The following is an 18,372-nucleotide window of genomic DNA, read 5'->3' as shown; positions in this document are numbered from 1 at the left end:
GCCTGTAGTGGACTTTCACCACCAAGTTATCACCCATGCCGGGCGCACACACAAAAAACAAAGGTTGCCTCAACTATATTGGGGCAACCTTTGTTTTTTTGGAAATACGGAAAACGAGAATGGATTGGTAGGTGGCGCGTGCATGTACGTGAACTTACATGAATGTGTATGGGGATGAGTATGACCATGCGTGTATGTACCCCGCAGCTCCGGAAAGCCTTTGCTTGGCCGGAGCTGAAAAGACGACCGTGATGCGACTTCCGATGAAGGGAGACTCGCCGGAGGAGCAACAGATTCCATCCCCTCACCTCCGGCCAATCTTCGCTCATCGGAGGTGGGGAGGTGGAGAGATCAGGAGGTTGAGCCTCTGCAACAAATTAAAAAGAATCGGGCTATCCCTTCAACTCGTGAGATAGCCCGATTCTTCCTTTTTATTGCAGTATGGTGATTGTCAAAGTCTGTCTGCCATATGAAAGCGCGGCGTTCAGGTCTTCCATGTGCACGTCAATTTTATTTCCTATGATCGCTCCACCGGTATCCCCGGCAATCGCGATGCCATAGCCCGGTACGCTGACTAAGCTTCCCAGCGGGATCACGGAAGGATCAACCGCAATAACCATCGGATTGACCGACAAGTCGATGCCTGTAGCGGTAAAGTTGGATAGGCCTGCTTCGTGACGCGAATAGGCTGTTGCCGATACGACCAATGTCTTGCTCTGGGCAGCAGGTGTTTCCGTCACTGTTGGAGTAGTTACAGTCACAACTGACACGGTTTCAACTGCGGCAACGGAACTGTCTGTGATTTGGCTAACCGGTGCTTGCGCGGATGATGCGACAGCACTCTCTTGAACGGAAGAGGAAGCTGCCGACGACGCTGATTCTGCAACCGTGACGGCGCTGCTCGATTCCGCAACTTGTTGTTCTTCTGACGCTTTGGCTGCGACTGCAGCCGCTTCGGCATCAGCTTTGGCTTGAGCCTCTTCAGCAGCCAAACGGGCAGCTTCATCGGCATACTCCGTTTTCACCTGAGACAACACGGTTTGGTTTTCGGAAAGGATGCCTTTCAAAGAAGTCAATTCTTCCGCCAACGCAGTGGATTCGGAATTCAGGCGGCTCTCTGCAGCCTTGACTGATTGGATTTCCTCAGCCAACTGTTCTTCCAATGCCGTTAGTTTCTCTTCTTCGGAAATGGCAGATTCGATTTGTTCATTATCGGCAGCCTGCAATTGACCGACTACATAGGCCCTGTTGATGAAATCGGCAAAATTTTCGGAATCTAGCAGCATCAATACCTGATTCTTCGTTGCATCCGAAATCTGCAAGGCAACTAACCTCGTTTTCAGCTGTTCTTTACGCGACGCGATAAGTTCTTTTTGCGCTTCGATCGCCGCTTTTGTTTCGATTTGGCTTTCTTCAGTTGCAACAATCTGTGCCTTCAAGTCATCAATCCCCATCTGCTTCAGGTTGATTGATGCCAATGTTTCACCTATTGTCACTTCCACAGAAGCGATTTGAGCTTCCGTCTTTTGTTCTTCTTGGGTTAAGGTATCTAAGGTGGAACCTTGAACTTGTGTAATGGAAAGGGTCAGACTTGCTGCCAAGCCGGCCAACATCAGTTTCCCTATACGCTTTTTATGATTCAAAATCTCACGCCTCTCTTTTCTCGTTGGAAAATGCTCCTTTATTATATCGAATTTCCCTTAACGGAGGGTTGCATTCCTTTTACTGTTTCATTTCAAATGATTCAATCAACAGTCATTTCGTCTTATAACGAGCGGCTTCGTAACTTTTCTGTAATATAAGATTCCTTTCCGTAACATCATTTTGCCTTTCTTGCCTAAACAGTAACTGAAAACAATATAATTTTATGACAAACTTACCGAATTCCAGTAAAATGGAAAGTGAGGAATCTTGGAAGATCCGGGATTCAGAAGGAGACACTCATGTTATTAGAGAGAATAGGTTTAATCGATATCGGATCCAACACTATCCGTTTGGTCATCTTTGAAATCGATGAACACTTTACGATGTTCCAGGTCCAGAATATTAAGACCCCCGCAAGACTGTTTCAGTATTTGGACAAAAAGAAAAAGATGTCCCAAGCAGGGATCGATGTACTCATCAAAGTCCTGAAAAGTTTCAAATCTGTTGCTGATCAGTACCAAGTCAGCACGCTGATGCCGGTAGCGACAGCCGCCATCCGACAGTCGACCAACCGGGCTGACATTATTGCGCAAGTACGCAAGAAGACCGGCATCGAAATGATGTTGTTGCCGGAAGAAAAAGAAGCCTATTATGGGAATTATGCCGTTCTCCATACGACCCAATTCCCCAGCGGCATCACAATCGATATCGGTGGCGGCAGTACGGAAGTCACTTACTATGAAAATAAAGAACTCCTGCAATACCACAGCTTCCCGTTCGGGGTCGTGACCTTGAAGCAGATGTTCTTCGACGGCAAAGATCACAACGACCCGAAAGCGATAAAAAAGATGCAGGAATTTGTGAAAGAGCAATTCAAATCGATCAAATGGCTCAGCAAAAAACAAGTGCCGATTGTAGCCATGGGCGGCTCTGCCCGCAGCATCGCAAATGTCCACCAACGCCAAGTCAATTATCGATTAGCGGGCGTGCACGGTTACCGTATGTACCGAAATGACCTCCAAATGACAGTGGATTTGTTCCAGTCATTGAGCATTCCGCAGCTGCAGAATTTGGATGGGCTGAGCCGAGACCGCACCGATCTGATCATCCCCGCGAACGTGGTATTCAATACCCTCTTTGATGAAGTGAAGGCCCCCGTGTTCTTGTTCAGTAACAAAGGCTTGCGTGAAGGCATCGTGATGGAATTTCTCAATAACAAGTACGAGAACAAAGCCTTCAGCGTTTTCAATATCGCGGCTCAAACAGTCAGCAGGCTGGCCGCCAGCTACCACACCTTGGCACACGTCGCCCAGCAAAGAGTGAAGTTGGTCGATATGCTATATGAGGAATTGTGCCGATTGGGAATTTTTGACAAGAATCCAGACATGGAAAAACTGTTGCATTTTGGAAGCTACCTTTATTATCTGGGTCAATTCGTCGAGACCGGCGCCAGCTCGCAGCATACTTTCTACATCATTTCCAACAGCGATTTGAACGGCATCAGCCACAAGGAACGGGTAAGCATCGCTTTATTGGCCAGCTTCAAAAATCGGTCGCTCGTCAACCAGTACCTGTTGGGCTATACGGATTGGTATACAGTTACCCAGATTGATCAGCTGCAATCATTCGGCGGCATCATCAAATTCGCTGATGCCATCAATGACTCCCATATGGAGGTCATCCAAGACATCAAAATCAATAAGACAAAGAACGGGCACGATCTGGTGCTTTATTATAAAGGTGACATCCTTGCCGAAGAGTACCGCGCCGAGCGTCAACGAAAGCATATAGAGCGCCTCTTGAGTGGTAAACTTAACATTGTATTTACAAAAATTTAACAAAATTATGTTATAAATAAAGCTTACAAATCGAACGAACGGATGTGTAATATAATGGAATCAGATAGTAAACCCAATCTCGCTCATGCAGATTATTATTTCAATCGAGAGTTGAGTTGGCTGGACTTCAACAAACGTGTCATTGAGGAAGCGAAAGATCCTCAGAACCCTTTGCTTGAACAGCTGAACTTTTTATCCATAGCAAGTTCCAATCTTGATGAATTCTACATGGTTCGGGTTGCCGGATTACAGGATCAGTTCAAACTTGGCTACCATATGACTGACCGCAAAACCGATATGAGACCCCTTGAACAGTTGTCTGCCATCTCTGATAAAAACAATGGAAATATCGCCTTACAATATGAGTACTATTATGAACTTTTGAATAAATTGGCTGAAAAGAATGTCCGCATCAAAAAAATCAGCGACCTATCCAAAAGTGAATTCGCGATTATAGAAGAAACTTTCCATGAGCAAATTTTCCCTGCTTTGACGCCGCTCGGGATCGATGCATACCGCCCCTTCCCTAACCTGAACAACAAACTGATTCACATTTTTGTCAATTTGGAAAAGGAGGACACGACCCGAGTTGCGATAGTGCCTGTTCCCGCTCCGCTGCAACGGTTCATCTTGTTGGATGAGGACAAAAGCGACATCGGCATCATCCTGCTGGAAGACGTCGTGCGCCATTTCATCCATACCTTATTCAAAGGTTTCACCGTCACAAACAGTTTCAGCTGCCGGATCACCCGCAATGCGGATTTGGAATTGCATGAAGATGGTGCGGATGATCTGCTTTTGGTCATCCAGGATTACCTGAAGAAGCGCAAAAACGGGATGGCCGTCCGACTTGAAGTCGACACCCGCGATACAATCGAGTCTCTCCAGGGAGACGTGCGTTTTTTGCAGACTGAACTGGATCTTGATGATCGCGATGTCTACCTGATCGATGGCCCGTTGGATCTTACTTTCCTCAGCAAATTGACGCGCTATCTGGCGATTGCTTCGCCAGAAGACGTATACCCTAGCTTCTCTCCGGTAACACCAAGAGATCTGACCGGAAAAGACATCTTTGATGTGGTCGAAAAACAAGACGTCTTCTTGCACCATCCTTATGATTCGTTCGATCCGGTCGTCGATTTCATCAAAAGCGCCGCTGAAGATGAAGATACGATTGCCATCAAGCAGACCCTTTACCGTGTCAGCAAAGATTCGCCGATCATCGAAGGATTGAAGACTGCAGCCGAATCCGGCAAGCAAGTCACTGTGCTTGTCGAGCTGAAAGCCCGTTTCGACGAAGAAAACAATGTGCAATGGGCCAAAGAATTGGAAGAAGCCGGTGCTCATGTCCTTTACGGGATGACCCACTTGAAGACCCACAGCAAAATCACGATGGTCGTAAAGAAACAGCATAACCGGATTGTTCGATATGTCCATCTGGCAACCGGCAATTATAACGATAAGACCGCCAGACTTTATACCGATATGTCCATCTTCACCGCAAATAAGGAGATCGGCGAAGATGCAACAAACTTCTTCAACTACTTGAGCGGCTATTCGGATCAGCCGGAGTACAATCATCTGCATGTGTCGCCTTTTGAAATCCGCGATTCATTCATTGAGTACATCGACGACGAAATCGCCTCCCACAATCAATTCGGGAATGGGCATATCCTCGCAAAAATGAATTCCTTGACCGACAAGCGCGTCATCATGAAACTGTACGAAGCCAGCCAAGCCGGCATCCGGGTCGATCTGATCATCCGCGGCATCTGCTGCCTGAAGCCCCAAGTACCGGGCGTCAGCGAAAACATCCATGTCCGCAGCATTGTCGGCCGCTTCCTGGAGCATAGCCGGATCTACTATTTCCATCATAATGGCGATGAAAATCTTTTCCTGTCCTCCGCTGACATGATGACCCGTAATATGATCAAACGCGTCGAAATAGAGTTTCCGATCCTGGACAAAGCCATCAAGAAGGAAATCCTTTCCTTGATGGATGTCTACCTTGCGGACAACACGAAAGCGCGCGAACTATATCCTGACGGGACCTACCGGCACGTCCGCAACGACAAGCCAGCGGTGGATGCGCAAAAGTACTTCATGGAACTGGCGAATAAAGAAAAAGAAATCCCAACACTCTCCGAAAAAGATTCTTGGTTAAAAAAAATCCAACGTAGATTCAAGAAATAACGGCAGAAAAAAAGAAGGTCAAGAGCTGCGCGCTCTTGATCTTCTTTTTCTGCCGTTATTAGGCTATTTGATTGTTTTTCGAAATTGCCAAGCCGATCGCAAACCCGATTACGGATGGGATCAGCCACCCCATTCCGATATCGGATAAAGGGATCGCTGAATCGGCCCAGGCGATGACACCGTTCATGCCGACAGCGTCCTTGATTCCTAGCGGCAAAGCTTTCAGGAAATCAATGGTCGCGAAAGGCAACGTGAATAGGGTCGTCATCTGGTAGACAATCGTGCGGTCATTGAACAGGCTGCTCATGATCGACAGTAAAATCAAAGTGATCGCGAGTGGATATAGGAACATCAACACCGGAATCGAGAACGCGATGATCTGGCTCAAGCCCAGATTCGCCAACCCGAAGGAAATGGCTGTGAAAAGATAGACGTATTTTTTGTAGTCCAATGAGTTGGGAAACATAAGCACGAACGTTTCGCTGATGGCCGTGATCAACCCGATTGCTGTTTTTAGACAGGCCACGGTGATGATGACCGCAAACAGGACAGCTCCAAACATTCCGAAGTACTCGTTTGAGATCTGCGCTAAAGCGATGCCACCGTTGTCGCTTATTTCAAAAACACCACGGCTTGTTGCGCCCAAGTAAACCAGCGAACCGTAAATGACAGCCATCAACAGCATGCTGATCGTTCCGGCTTTTATCGTATCCCTCGCGATGGTAGTCGTTTTTGTGACGCCCAAGCCTTGGATCGTCGTTACGACGATGATGCCGAAAGCCAAGGAAGCCAGCGCATCCATCGTGTTGTATCCTTCCAAAAAGCCTTTGAAGAATGCGCCTATCTGATAGCTCGCATCCACCGGGATTTCACTCGCTGTCCCCATCGGCGCGAAAAAGCCGAAGAGGATCAGAATCGAAAGAAATACCAGGAAAATCGGGTTCAGAACCTTGCCTACCCATTTCAAAATTTCCGATGGCTTCAGTGAGAACCACAGCACCGCCGCGAAGAAAAGCAACGAGAACAGGAACAACGCCATTTTTGTCATCGAAGGATCCAGATAAGGCGCAAAGGCTGCCTCGAACGAGACGGTCGCGGTACGCGGCGTCGCAAAGAAAGGTCCGATCGTCAGGTATAGTGCCGCTGTGAAGAACACCCCGTATTTCGGATGGATTTTGCTCGCCATTTCCAGCAGGCTTTCTTTACCGGACAGCCCCATCGCCACGATACCCAGAAACGGCAGCCCCACTGCCGTCACGATAAACCCTAATATCGCCGGAATCAAGTTTTGACCAGCCAATTGCCCCATATGGACCGGGAAAATCAGGTTGCCGGCACCGAAAAATAAGCCGAAGAGCATAGATCCTATGTATAGATATTCTTTATTCGATAATTTCTTATCCATTAAGTCTCAGCCAACTTTCTGTTTCAATTTTGTTCATTCTATCATGGCATTTCCTCTGTTACTATAATTGGCAGCGCTAACCGAAAAAAACTTACCAATTTCTCATTTTTAAAACTATCGCACGAGTACTGGTTGTCATCCGCAAAATAACGGCAATATTACAATAAACGAGCACAAATGATTGCCACAAAAGAAACAATCTTACTCGTTTTTTGTAAACAGTATGTAAAATCCTTTTATTTTTTCAGGAATATGCTAGAATTAATTGACTATAAACAAGAATTGAGGAATGTAAAAAAATGATTACCGTATCAAATGTCAGCCTACAATTTTCCGATCGCAAGCTGTTTGACAATGTCAATCTAAAGTTCACCCCTGGTAACTGCTATGGCGTCATCGGTGCCAACGGAGCTGGAAAATCTACTTTTTTGAAGATTTTATCAGGCGTCATCCAGCCCACCACCGGAGATATCATTATGGATCCAAATGAACGTTTAGCTGTACTGAACCAAAACCACTATGGCTTCGAAGACCATCAAGTACTGGACACTGTCATCATGGGTCACAAACGTCTTTATGCCATCATGGATGAAAAAAATGCCATCTATGCAAAAACTGATTTCACTGAGGAAGACGGCATCAGAGCCGGCGAACTTGAAGGCGAATTTGCCGAATTGGATGGATGGGAAGCCGAATCCGATGCTGCAAGTCTCTTGCAAGGTTTAGGAATCGGTGAAGAATTGCACTTCAAGCAGATGAGCGACCTATTGGAGCCGCAAAAAGTAAAAGTTTTGCTGGCGCAAGCATTATTCGGCAAACCGGACGTATTGCTATTGGACGAGCCGACAAACGGTTTGGACAAAGAATCCATCGAATGGTTATCCGAATTCCTGATCAACTTCCCTAACACTGTCATCGTTGTTTCTCATGACCGTCACTTCCTGAACACAGTATGTACGCACATGTGTGACGTTGACTTCGGAAAAATCAAACTTTATGTCGGTAACTATGACTTCTGGATGCAATCCAGTCAATTGGCTTCTAAACTAGCAGCCGATTCCAATTCGAAAAAAGAAGAGCAGATCAAGGAGTTGCAGGACTTCATTGCGCGATTCAGTGCAAATGCATCGAAATCCAAACAAGCGACTTCACGTAAAAAGACGTTGGATAAAATCACATTGGATGATATTCAACCATCATCCCGTAAATATCCTTTCGTCGGCTTCACACCAGAACGCGAAATCGGTAATGACTTGCTGATCGTTTCGAACCTTTCCAAGACAATCGATGGCGTCAAAATTTTGGACAAAATCAGCTTTGCTTTGAACAAAAATGATAAAGTCGCTTTCGCAAGCCGCAAAGATATCGCTACTACCACCCTCTTCAAAATTTTGATGGGTGAAATGGAAGCTGACGGCGGTACCTTCAAATGGGGCGTCACAACGTCACAAAGCTACTTGCCGAAGGACCACACGAATGAATTCCCGGTTGCCGACATCACTATCTTGGAATGGTTGCGCCAATTCGCAGGCAAAGAAGAGGACGACAATACCTTCTTGCGCAGCTTCTTGGGCCGCATGCTGTTCTCAGGTGAAGACGTCATGAAGAAAGTTTCTGTCCTGTCCGGGGGAGAAAAAGTACGTATCATCCTATCGAAAATGATGCTTACCAAAGCAAACGTCTTGGTATTGGATGATCCGACGAACCACTTGGATCTTGAATCCATCACCGCCTTGAATGACGGCATGATCGCCTTCAAAGGGGCGTTGTTGTTCACTTCACACGATTACGAGTTCATCAACACTACTGCGAACCGCATCATCGAAGTGACTCCAAACGGCGTCGTGGACAGAATGGAAACAACCTACGAAGACTTCTTGGCGGATAAGGATGTCCAAGCAAGAATCAACGCACTTTATAAAGATCAAGCATAAAATCGGCACGAAAAAGAGGAACAAACCGACGAGCGTTCGGGTTGTTCCTCTTTTTGTTTAATAGAATATTTCAATTCCAAAAGTGCCTCACCTCTGGTGTTGCACAGGGTTATAAAATATTCCATGCATCCCAAAACGTTGGCTAGCTTCACGGGTTAGCCCTTCGGAAATTAGATAAATCTGACCCATTGCGCTCTACGATGCTCATTCAGGGCCAGATTTCCTAAATTTCTTTCAGGGCTGAACGAACCCGTTCCGCTTTTCTAAACTTTTTTCCAGATCATGTGGGCTTCGCAGGCTAGGTCTTCGCCGTTCATGATGCGGTGCGCGGTGATGATTTCGCCGTTCTCCGCTTCTTTCATTGACATGGCGCTGGTGATGCTGTTGCCGTATTCGACCTCTTTTTCGTACTTGATCGTAACGGCAGCCATCTGGTGATCCATGATGAATTTCGGATCGATCGTGTTGATGATCCAATCGAAATATTTCGCGTTGTTGACATGGCGATTGTAGTCGATATCCAAGTATCTGACGCGGAAATCCTGTTCCTTGCGGTTTTCCGGCTCCAGTTGGATCGGCTTCTGCATGCGCACCATCGTCCGGATTTCATCGGCCTGATAGACGGTCAGCAGGTCTTTTTGGATCTGGACCATTTTACGGGTCTCGATGTCCATCATGACGAAGTTCGTCATCACTTCCACACACAGTTGTTCGCTTTCATCGTAAGCTCGGAAGCGGCGATAGGTGAAGAAACGGTTATAGCTCATCGCTTCTGTTTCCAGAATGATTTCTTCGCCTCGGTGCGGCATGCGTTCGATCTGCATGTCGTACTGAACGATGATCCAACTGAGTCCTCTTTCGGACATCTGATCATTCGTGTTCCCGAGTGAATCGCTTTGTTGGCCCGACAAGTCCATCATCAGGTTGACGAGCGATGGCAAAGTTATCTCACCGGTGATGTCACATTCATAGCCTTTAATGCGATGGGTGCTGCGATAGATTAATCCGCTCAACGTTTTCCCTCCAAAATCAATTTTATAATAGAAAGGATACCACACTTTTCAGAGCGGACCAACCGAAAAACTAAGAAGCGTCAGACGCGCAATTGCTGTCTGTCGTTGTAGAATTCGCGGTATGCCAAGAAAGAGGCGATGTAGGAGGAGATGCTTGTCGCCGCCACCAGCATGAAAGTCACCATTATTTGATACATGATGGCTGTCATCGGTACGGTACCGGCAAACATCAGACCCGACATCATGCCCGGCAAGGATACGATGCCCACCGTTTTGGCGGAATCCAAGGATGGCTGCATTCCTGATCTGATTGTCTCCCTCAAGATTGTGCGCGATGCTTGATTCGGAGTCGCACCAAGAGACAGTTTTTCCAGAATCTGCTGGCGCTGATCACGGAACAAGGAATTCAGGTTGCGGTAGCACAAGCCGATGGTCGTCATCGCATTCCCGGCTATCATGCCGGTGATCGGCACAATCTGTGATGGGATAAATTTGACGGAACCCGATAGCACCAAGATGGATAACGTCAAAATCGCTGAAGCAGAGATGGCGATAAGCGAAATCTTCAAGGAATTTGGGATACTGTTGCTGCGTTTATGGGCATTCCATGACGCATTGAAGACGATGACAGCGACCATCACCAAGGTAACGATTGTATTGTTCACGTTGAACAGATACGTCAACACGTACCCGACCGCAATCAACTGCACAACGGCTCTGGCAATGCTGTACAATATGTCTTTGGCCGTGCCTAATTTTTCTTTGTAGGAGATGTAGACTCCCACCATTACCAACGAAAAGCTCAACATAAGCGTGATTGGACTGACTTGTAGATCCATCTTAATTCCCCTCTCCTTTTACGATTTTACCTGCAACGATATGGATGTTCTTATCCGCCAAGCTGGATTCTTCCTCATTATGGCTGACCATGATGATCGTCATATCGGCATGCTCCCGCATTTCCTCGAGCCATTTCCAGATGATTTGGCGATTCGCTTCATCCAAGGCGCTCGTCACTTCATCGAGCAAGAGGATTTTCGGTTGAAACAAGACATTACGTATCAAAGCGACTCGTTGTTTTTCCCCGCCGGACAAGGTATTGATTTCTTTATCCAAGTATTCCTTCGGCAGCCCGAGCGACTCTAAATAGGATATGGCTTTCTTTTCATCAAATTCTTTTTTGCGGATTTCGTAAGGAAAGACCAAATTATCACGTACGGTTTTTCCGAACAAAACGGGTGTCTGGAACGTATAGGAAACCTCCTTGCGGTATTCGGTGGGTTCGTACGCATCCAGCGTTTTGCCATGGTAGCGTATTTCGCCTTCAGTACGCGAAAGGATCGTCGCGATGATTTTCAACAGTGTGCTTTTGCCGCTTCCGGACGGGCCGGTTATCGAGAGAAACTCACCCTCCTCCAGCGAATAGGTGATGTCGTCCAGAATGACTTTGCCGTCTGACACAAAACTCAGATGTTCCATTTCCAATAATGCCATTTTTAAATTACTCCTTTATCATTCAAATTGCGGCCGAAACTGTTGCGAACACCAAAAATCGCTGTACAGATTGGCTATACTTCATTCCTCTATTCTATCACTACTTCCTCCATTTTCACTAATGATAATAATTATAATTTAGTAATAAATGTAAAAAGGCAACCCCTGATCGGAGCTGCCTTTATCACAAGCATCTTTATTCTTTCAATTCAGAGTACGAAATCAACTGGATTGCCTCATCTTCCCGAATCCGATCTGCAAAGTCGGAATGCATCAAAAATTCCGCCATGTAGGCCCGTTCTTTTTGAAGACTGCTCACGCGTTCAAGACTTGCGTCGACATAACCGGGATGGACGATCAATTCAATCGAGGTGTCTTCTTTTTCCAAGACGGCCATGATGTCATCCAATTTTTCCATCACGCTCATCCCTAATTCAGCCTGCGGTTTTTCAGCTGCAAAACCGAGATCGAATTGACGATCCGTGTGCAATACCCCATGGCTGCCTTCAAAGTGGTCCCGGATCGGCAAATCGTACTGGATCGCCAACGACAGGATGACTTTGTTGAGCGGCTCCACCATATGCACATGGTGGTGCGAATCCAAATGCGTTGGTTTGATGCCCGCTTTGCGCACCTTTTCGATCTGCGCATGCCACTCCGCATAAACTTCATCCAAATCCAGCGACGCCGCATGTTGCTGCACATATTCCCGAGTTTGGAAACGCCCATTGGCACTGATGCTGTCTGCATCAGGCAATAGTGGCTTCCCGAGCGTCAAATTCAGATGAACCCCGATTTCCAGATCCGGATGATCGGATGACAATTCCACTGCATGATCGAATGCGGCTCCGTTCGCCAGCAGAGTCGTCGAGGTGGTGATGCCGTACAAAAAACTGTCGATGATGCCGTAGTTCACGCCATTTGTGAGACCAAAATCGTCTGCGTTGATGATTACTTGTCCCATATTTCATTCTCCTGTCTGTTTCGGATGGCGGTTCGGCTTCAAATCGCTTTGACTGCCCCGCCATCCACATATAGTGTGCTGCCGGTGATGTACGTATTCGCCTCGGAAAGAAGGAAAACGACGGCTTTCGCGAATTCTTCCGGTGTACCGTAACGGCCCAAAGGAATGCCTGCAATCGCGTTCTTGTCGACTTCCGTTAATGGCAACTCTTTCGCTTTGGCGTTCGCTTCATTCAGATACTTCAGGCGATCGGTTGCGATTTTTCCCGGTGCAACGACATTCACAAGGATATTGTCAGGCGCCAGTTCATCGGCAAGCGTCTTGCTCAGGCCGACGATGCCGTTCCGGAACGTATTGGAAAGCACCAGATTAGGCAACGGCGTCTTCACCGAAATCGAAGCGATATTGACGATGCGACCGCCCTCTTTGCGCAGATCGGGCAGCACTTCGCGGATGATCCGGATGTAGCTCAACAGGTTCAATTCGAAAGCCTGTTGCCAAGCCTCATCGGAAAAAGAATCGAATGTCCCGCTTGGCGGACCGCCTGCGTTGTTCAACAAGATATCAATTTTCCCGAACACTTCATGCGTCCTTGCCACCAGCTTCTGGATATCCTCATTTTTGGTGATGTCGCAAGGAAAATAAGCGACCTTTCCGCCATGCAAGGCTTCCAGTTCTTCTTTCACTTCAGCCAACTTGTCTTCGCTTCTGCTCGTGAGCATGACGTGCGCGCCTTCTTTGACGAGTTCCTTCGCCACTGCCTTGCCCAATCCTTGGCTCGAAGCAATGACCAGCGCCACTTTGTTCGTTAATCCCAGATCCATTTCGGCTCCTCCTTCAACTGCTTTATTATCCTGATCTTCATATCCATACTATAGCCCAAAAGCGTCCACATCACTAGCATTTCACTCACTCCACTGCATTTGTCCCTGCTCGCCTCCAGGATAGTCTGTTATAATGGTAGATGAACTTATTTGCCTTACCGATAAGATACGCGCAACTTTTTTATTACAAATACTAACCCGATGGACAGGAGACTTTCCCATGAGAATACTGCATACAGCCGATTGGCATCTGGGCAAAATCGTCAATGATTTTTCCATGCTGGATGACCAGCGCCATTACTTGATGAACCTGATAGAAACACTCAAAGAAAAAGAAATCGATGCGATCATCATGGCCGGAGACCTTTACGACCGCGCTTTGCCGTCGAAAGAAGCGGTGGCGCTTGCCAACCGGACGCTGACCAGGATGGTGAAGGAATTGGGCGTGCCTGTATTCGTCATCGCCGGCAACCACGACAGCAACGAGCGGATCGAATATGCCGCCGATCTGCTGGCCGAGAGCCGCCTCTATATAGAAGGAACCATGAAGAAAGAGGCCATCCGAAAAGTTGCCTTCCAGGGAACCAACTTCTATCTGCTGCCCTTTGCGGATCACGTCTATGTCCGGGAAACGCTTCAAGATGACACCATCAAAAATATGGAGGATGCCGTTCGTGCGCAGTTGGCGACCATCAAAGCAACGATGAACCCGGATGAAGTAAACATCCTGATTGCGCACGGCTATGTGATCCAAGCCGGAAACGACACGAGCGAGCCCTCCGATTCCGAACGTCCGCTCAGCATCGGCACTTCCGAATACGTGGATGTGTCGCTGTTCGAGGACTTTGATTACGTCGCTCTGGGCCATCTGCACAAGGCCCAGAAAGTCAAAAACGACAAAGTCCGGTATAGCGGCTCGATCCTGAAGTATTCAAAATCGGAAACCCCGCATCAAAAGCAGACGAGTATCGTAACGATAGAAAAAGGCAAACTGGAAATCGAACCCCTCCGCATCAAGCCTTTGCGCGATATGCGCACGATCAGAAGCACATTTTCCGAGTTGATGAACGGCCAATCCGACGATTACCTGTTTTTTGAACTGGAGGATACGGAATATGTGCTGGATGCGATGAACCAATTGCGCCGTCGCTATCCGCAGGCGATGGGCCTTGAATACGTCAGCCGGAGAGAGACCGAATCAGTGGCCTTGCAGCATAACCGGGAGGATCTACAACAGCTGTCGTACCCGGATCTGTTCAAGGACTTTTATGAGCAATACCGCGCCATCGAATTGGATGAATCCGGTCAAAAAATCGTTGCGGATGTCTTTGCCGCTTTGGGAAGGAAAGATTAGATGAGACCCTTAAGATTAGAAGTGAGTGCCTTCGGGCCATACAAAGAAAAGATCGTATTGGACTTCACGCAATTCCAGAACCAGACGCTGTTCCTGGTGAGCGGGCCAACTGGTGCCGGCAAAACCACGATTTTCGACGCCATTGCCTACGCCCTTTACGACGTCGCCAGCGGCAGCAGTCGGGAAAAGGACACATTCAAATCCCAGTTCGCAACGGAGGAGTCGGTCTGCTACGTCGATCTGACCTTCGAATACAACGGGAAGACTTACCGAGTCCGACGTTCCCCTGCCCAGATGGGTCCTGGGAAGAGCGGGAAAATCATCAATCTTTTGGCTGATGTGGCCTTTTATCACGATGACACCGTGACGACAAAAGCGCGCGATGCCAATGCGGAAATAGAGCAGTTGCTTTCCTTGAACTATGAGCAGTTCAAACAGATCGTCATGCTGCCGCAAGGGGAATTCAAAAAACTGCTGGAATCGAACAGCAACGAAAAAGAGACGATCTTCCGGAACATCTTCGGGACCGAAATCTTGAAAAGTTTCCAGGAGGAACTGAAGGAGAAAGCCAGATCGCTCCAGAGCCAAGCGACTTCCGCCCATGATTCCCTGCAGACCGCCTATTCCTTTGCTTCCGGAATAAACGATGACGCCCTGCAGGAAGTACTCATCTTGCAGGACACCGAGCGCATCCTAGTTCGGATCGCTGAACTGCTGGCGGCGCTCGAAGAAGAACGCAACGCCAAAGAACGGCAGCTCACGGGTTTGCGTTCACAAAGCCAATCCGCTTCCGATACCATCAAACTGCTGGAAGACATCGCCCAGCTGGAGGCAAGGCAGAAAGTTCTTGAGGAAGAAGAGGCTTTTGTTGTCGATTGGAAAAGGCAATTGAATCGCCATGAACAAGCCGTCAAAGCCGAGGAAAAAAGATTGCTGTGCGTTGCAGCATCCAGAAACCAGAATGCAAAACAGGAACAAGCCAAACAAAATGACGATCTTTTTGACCAATTGAATCAGGCTGCACACGATAAAAAACCGGCGTTCGAAGCAGCTGAACGTGCCCTTTCCCTGATTCCAAGCTTGCGTGAGCAGGTCGACGCTGTGAAGGAACAGGAAAAGCAGCTTATTGCATTGGCGAAGAAAGAAAAAGAACTTACCAGATGCCAACAAGTCTGCAGCGATGCCACGAAAGAACTGCAGAAACAAATGGAACTCAAACAAGCCCAAAAAGAAAATCAGGAACAGTGCCAGCAGAAGCTTGCGGCTGTGAACCAGGCTCAAAAGGACACCTCCATCATCCAAGAGCAATTGAGTGCTTGCAGAATGAAGGTGCAGCAAGCCGACCAGCTCCACAAGAGGATTGCCCAAACCCAAAAATTACTGGATGACCAACGTGCAAAAGCCGCGCGATTCCTGAATCTCGAAAAAGAATACATGACGATCGATCAACAGTTCAAGGATGAAACCCTCCTATACAACCGCAACATCGCCGGCATCTTAGCCGAACAGTTGGTTGGCGGAGAAGCATGTGTTGTCTGCGGTTCACCGGAGCATCCCGCACCCGCGCAAAAAACGGCGGAGACACTCTCGGATCAGGAACGGGAGCTGCTGGAGAAGAAACGGAATCAGGCCTATGCGGATTACCAACAGGCAACTGCGGAACTTTCCGGCATCAGCAAACAACTGGCTGACCTATTCGATGAGTTCGCCGTTCTATCTGAAACTTTCGAAATCTACAAGGAAGAACAGAGAGAAATACGCGATAAGGAGATCGCATCAGAAAAAGCATTCCTGTTGGAGCTGAAAAAGCTGCAGAAAGTACTTAATGAAGAAGAGGCCCTCTTCAAAGAGCAAACCGACACCGAAGCGAAGCTGCAAGAAATCGACAAGAACTGCCTTGCCCTTCAGCAGACGTTGCTCTTGAACGAAACCCTTTCCCGGGATCTGCTGGTCGAGATTGACCAGGATAAACAAGTTCTGGGCGACAAGGAGCTCGCAACCGTTCAAAAAGAGATTCTGCAGCTGAACGAAAAGATTGAAACTGGCACAAGCGACTACAACAAACTGAAAACCGAGCTGCTGGAACTCGAGAAACAGACAGCAGTCTGCCTTGCCAACCGCACCACCTACTCAGCTCAGGTAGAGGAAGCCACCACTGCTTTGCTGGATGCTGAAGCGGTATATGCAACCATGTTGGCCGCTGCCGGTCTGGAAGAGCCTTTCAACCAGCTGATTTTGGACAAGTCACTGTGTCTGGATCTCCAGAAAAAAATACGCGCGCATGAAGACGACCTGAACGTCACTGCGACCCGTTTGCACGATCAAAGGAAAGCCGCAGCAGCACTGGATCAGGATCAGTCAATTGCTTCCTATGCCGATCAAAAAGTACTTCTCGACAATGCCATCCGCGAGTCGGAAGAGCAAAAAGACCAGCTCGCAGGCGACATCCAAATGCTCAAAAAAGCGGACCAAGAAATCGCCGCAATCTACAAAAAGCAGCAGCAGATCATTGCCGATTACCAAAAATACAGGACATTGTCTGATATCGCCAACGGTACCAAAGAAACCGACTATATTTCCTTCGAACGCTATGTGCTGGCAATCTATTATGAAGAAATCATCGAAGCCGCCAACCTGCGCTTCCAACAAATGACCAACAACCGCTATCTGTTGTTGCGCAAGGAGGACATAGGAAAAGGTGCCGGAGCCAAGGGTCTGGACCTGGATGTATTCGACCATTACACAGGGCAAACCCGCAGTGTCAAAACGTTATCAGGCGGTGAAAGCTTCAAGGCATCCCTTGCGCTTGCGCTTGGACTCAGCGACGTGATGCAAAGTCGAAGCGGCGGCATCCAGATCGATACACTGTTCATCGATGAAGGCTTCGGTTCACTGGATCCCGAATCATTGGATTCCGCAATCGAAGCGCTGTTCTCCCTGAACAGCAGTGGACGTTTGGTCGGGATCATCTCACACGTCGAGGAATTGAAGACGCGGATACCGGTCCACATCGAAGTCAACCGCACGGCGGAAGGCAGTACCGCAAAAATTATCCTCTAGACAAAGGAAAGTCCAGCTACATTTACGTAACTGGACTTTTTTGCGTCTCCTGATTCGTTGGTTCAAAAGCGTCTGATCAATTTTCCTTTACAATTAATACATCACACGGCGCATGTTTGATGACATGGTTCGTCACCGATCCGACCACCAATTTTGCGATGGTGCCCTTACCGGTCGCACCCATTACAATCAAATCACAATTCCATTCTTCCACAAGCGTCTTCGCAATCATTTCCTTAGCGTTTCCTGAGCGCATTTCCTTGTGTACCGCGACCCCGTTTGCCCGCGCGAATCTGTCCAATTCATCGAATAAAGAGTCCTTGTCTTTCTGCAGCTGTGCGGCTTCTTCGGCATTGTTCTGTTTATCCAGTATCGCAATAAGATAAAGCGCAGCATCGTTCCTTTCAGCGATATGGACCGCCTGTTTGAACGCCTTGATCGAAGCCTCCGATCCGTCCACCGGGATCAATATGTTTTTATAATGATTCATTCAAACTCACTCCTTTGGAATAATCAACCAGAAAACGCTTTCCTTACTCATATTTTACTATACTTACGGAAGAAACAAAAGATTAGCCGCCCTTCGGTTGATAAATTTACAAACCAAAAAGAGCCCGGATGGCAGGCTCTTTTTTAGTTATCTTGTTAC

13 protein-coding genes are annotated in these 18,372 nt (G+C 47.7%); 5 read left to right on the top strand and 8 right to left on the bottom strand.

Annotated features, from left to right (window positions below; genetic code table 11):
• Positions 1–431 precede the first annotated feature (431 nt).
• Positions 432–1,643 carry a 3D domain-containing protein gene (locus C7R56_RS09115; protein WP_327229071.1) on the bottom strand — a complete coding sequence of 404 codons (1,212 nt, stop codon included), beginning with the start codon at positions 1,641–1,643 and terminating at the stop codon, positions 432–434.
• A 300-nt stretch (positions 1,644–1,943) separates the two neighbouring features.
• On the opposite strand from C7R56_RS09115, the gene C7R56_RS02775 reads away from it, so the two are divergent.
• Together C7R56_RS02775 and C7R56_RS02770 are read left to right on the top strand one after the other, a co-directional pair.
• Positions 1,944–3,482, top strand: coding sequence for a Ppx/GppA family phosphatase (locus C7R56_RS02775; protein WP_107995055.1), 1,539 nt, complete (start codon positions 1,944–1,946; stop codon positions 3,480–3,482).
• Positions 3,483–3,536: 54 nt separating this feature from the next.
• Positions 3,537–5,675: an RNA degradosome polyphosphate kinase gene (locus C7R56_RS02770; protein WP_107995054.1), complete on the top strand. Its 2,139-nt coding sequence runs from the start codon at positions 3,537–3,539 to the stop codon at positions 5,673–5,675.
• 58 nt (positions 5,676–5,733) lie between these two features.
• Here the strand turns inward: C7R56_RS02770 and brnQ are convergent, their stop codons facing one another.
• Positions 5,734–7,080, bottom strand: coding sequence for a branched-chain amino acid transport system II carrier protein (gene brnQ, locus C7R56_RS02765; protein WP_107995053.1), 1,347 nt, complete (start codon positions 7,078–7,080; stop codon positions 5,734–5,736).
• Between the two features lie 299 nt (positions 7,081–7,379).
• On the opposite strand from brnQ, the gene C7R56_RS02760 reads away from it, so the two are divergent.
• Positions 7,380–9,014 carry an ABC-F family ATP-binding cassette domain-containing protein gene (locus C7R56_RS02760; RefSeq protein WP_107995052.1) on the top strand — a complete coding sequence of 545 codons (1,635 nt, stop codon included), beginning with the start codon at positions 7,380–7,382 and terminating at the stop codon, positions 9,012–9,014.
• Positions 9,015–9,277: 263 nt separating this feature from the next.
• On the opposite strand, the gene C7R56_RS02755 is transcribed toward C7R56_RS02760, so the two are convergent.
• From C7R56_RS02755 to C7R56_RS02735, 5 genes are all read right to left on the bottom strand, one after another.
• Positions 9,278–10,027: an acyl-[acyl-carrier-protein] thioesterase gene (locus C7R56_RS02755; RefSeq protein ID WP_159072133.1), complete on the bottom strand. Its 750-nt coding sequence runs from the start codon at positions 10,025–10,027 to the stop codon at positions 9,278–9,280.
• Positions 10,028–10,107: 80 nt separating this feature from the next.
• The gene (locus tag C7R56_RS02750) at positions 10,108–10,866 is read right to left on the bottom strand and encodes an ABC transporter permease (RefSeq protein ID WP_107995050.1); all 759 of its coding nucleotides are present in this window, start codon (positions 10,864–10,866) and stop codon (positions 10,108–10,110) included.
• 1 nt (position 10,867) lies between these two features.
• On the bottom strand, positions 10,868–11,521 hold the full coding sequence (locus C7R56_RS02745; protein WP_107995049.1) for an ABC transporter ATP-binding protein: 654 nt from the start codon (positions 11,519–11,521) through the stop codon (positions 10,868–10,870).
• A 196-nt stretch (positions 11,522–11,717) separates the two neighbouring features.
• Positions 11,718–12,485 carry a ChbG/HpnK family deacetylase gene (locus tag C7R56_RS02740; protein WP_107995048.1) on the bottom strand — a complete coding sequence of 256 codons (768 nt, stop codon included), beginning with the start codon at positions 12,483–12,485 and terminating at the stop codon, positions 11,718–11,720.
• A gap of 38 nt (positions 12,486–12,523) precedes the next feature.
• Positions 12,524–13,309 (bottom strand): SDR family oxidoreductase, encoded by a 786-nt coding sequence (locus C7R56_RS02735; RefSeq protein ID WP_107995047.1) that lies wholly within the window; start codon positions 13,307–13,309, stop codon positions 12,524–12,526.
• 220 nt (positions 13,310–13,529) lie between these two features.
• On the opposite strand from C7R56_RS02735, the gene C7R56_RS02730 reads away from it, so the two are divergent.
• Both C7R56_RS02730 and C7R56_RS02725 read left to right on the top strand, forming a co-directional pair.
• Complete coding sequence (locus tag C7R56_RS02730; protein ID WP_107995046.1) at positions 13,530–14,663, top strand: exonuclease SbcCD subunit D; 1,134 nt, start codon at positions 13,530–13,532, stop codon at positions 14,661–14,663.
• Positions 14,664–17,723: an AAA family ATPase gene (locus C7R56_RS02725; protein ID WP_107995045.1), complete on the top strand. Its 3,060-nt coding sequence runs from the start codon at positions 14,664–14,666 to the stop codon at positions 17,721–17,723.
• Positions 17,724–17,799: 76 nt separating this feature from the next.
• Here the strand turns inward: C7R56_RS02725 and C7R56_RS02720 are convergent, their stop codons facing one another.
• Complete coding sequence (locus C7R56_RS02720; RefSeq protein WP_107995044.1) at positions 17,800–18,213, bottom strand: universal stress protein; 414 nt, start codon at positions 18,211–18,213, stop codon at positions 17,800–17,802.
• Positions 18,214–18,372: the final 159 nt, after the last annotated feature.

The sequence above is a fragment of the Trichococcus paludicola genome (assembly GCF_003052295.1).
GTDB classification, from domain to species: Bacteria; Bacillota; Bacilli; order Lactobacillales; family Aerococcaceae; genus Trichococcus; species Trichococcus paludicola.
Note: the sequence above shows the minus strand (reverse complement) of the source record. Positions and strands in the feature narration are given on the sequence as shown.

What these genes read in the sequence shown, in the direction of transcription:
- C7R56_RS02775 (WP_107995055.1), top strand. Translation starts at nt 1,944, where the DNA reads ATGTTATTAGAGAGAATAGGTTTAATCGATATCGGATCCAACACTATC.
- C7R56_RS02770 (WP_107995054.1), top strand. Translation starts at nt 3,537, where the DNA reads ATGGAATCAGATAGTAAACCCAATCTCGCTCATGCAGATTATTATTTC.
- brnQ (WP_107995053.1), bottom strand. Translation starts at nt 7,080, where the DNA reads ATGGATAAGAAATTATCGAATAAAGAATATCTATACATAGGATCTATG.
- C7R56_RS02760 (WP_107995052.1), top strand. Translation starts at nt 7,380, where the DNA reads ATGATTACCGTATCAAATGTCAGCCTACAATTTTCCGATCGCAAGCTG.
- C7R56_RS02750 (WP_107995050.1), bottom strand. Translation starts at nt 10,866, where the DNA reads ATGGATCTACAAGTCAGTCCAATCACGCTTATGTTGAGCTTTTCGTTG.
- C7R56_RS02745 (WP_107995049.1), bottom strand. Translation starts at nt 11,521, where the DNA reads ATGGCATTATTGGAAATGGAACATCTGAGTTTTGTGTCAGACGGCAAA.
- C7R56_RS02740 (WP_107995048.1), bottom strand. Translation starts at nt 12,485, where the DNA reads ATGGGACAAGTAATCATCAACGCAGACGATTTTGGTCTCACAAATGGC.
- C7R56_RS02735 (WP_107995047.1), bottom strand. Translation starts at nt 13,309, where the DNA reads ATGGATCTGGGATTAACGAACAAAGTGGCGCTGGTCATTGCTTCGAGC.
- C7R56_RS02730 (WP_107995046.1), top strand. Translation starts at nt 13,530, where the DNA reads ATGAGAATACTGCATACAGCCGATTGGCATCTGGGCAAAATCGTCAAT.
- C7R56_RS02725 (WP_107995045.1), top strand. Translation starts at nt 14,664, where the DNA reads ATGAGACCCTTAAGATTAGAAGTGAGTGCCTTCGGGCCATACAAAGAA.
- C7R56_RS02720 (WP_107995044.1), bottom strand. Translation starts at nt 18,213, where the DNA reads ATGAATCATTATAAAAACATATTGATCCCGGTGGACGGATCGGAGGCT.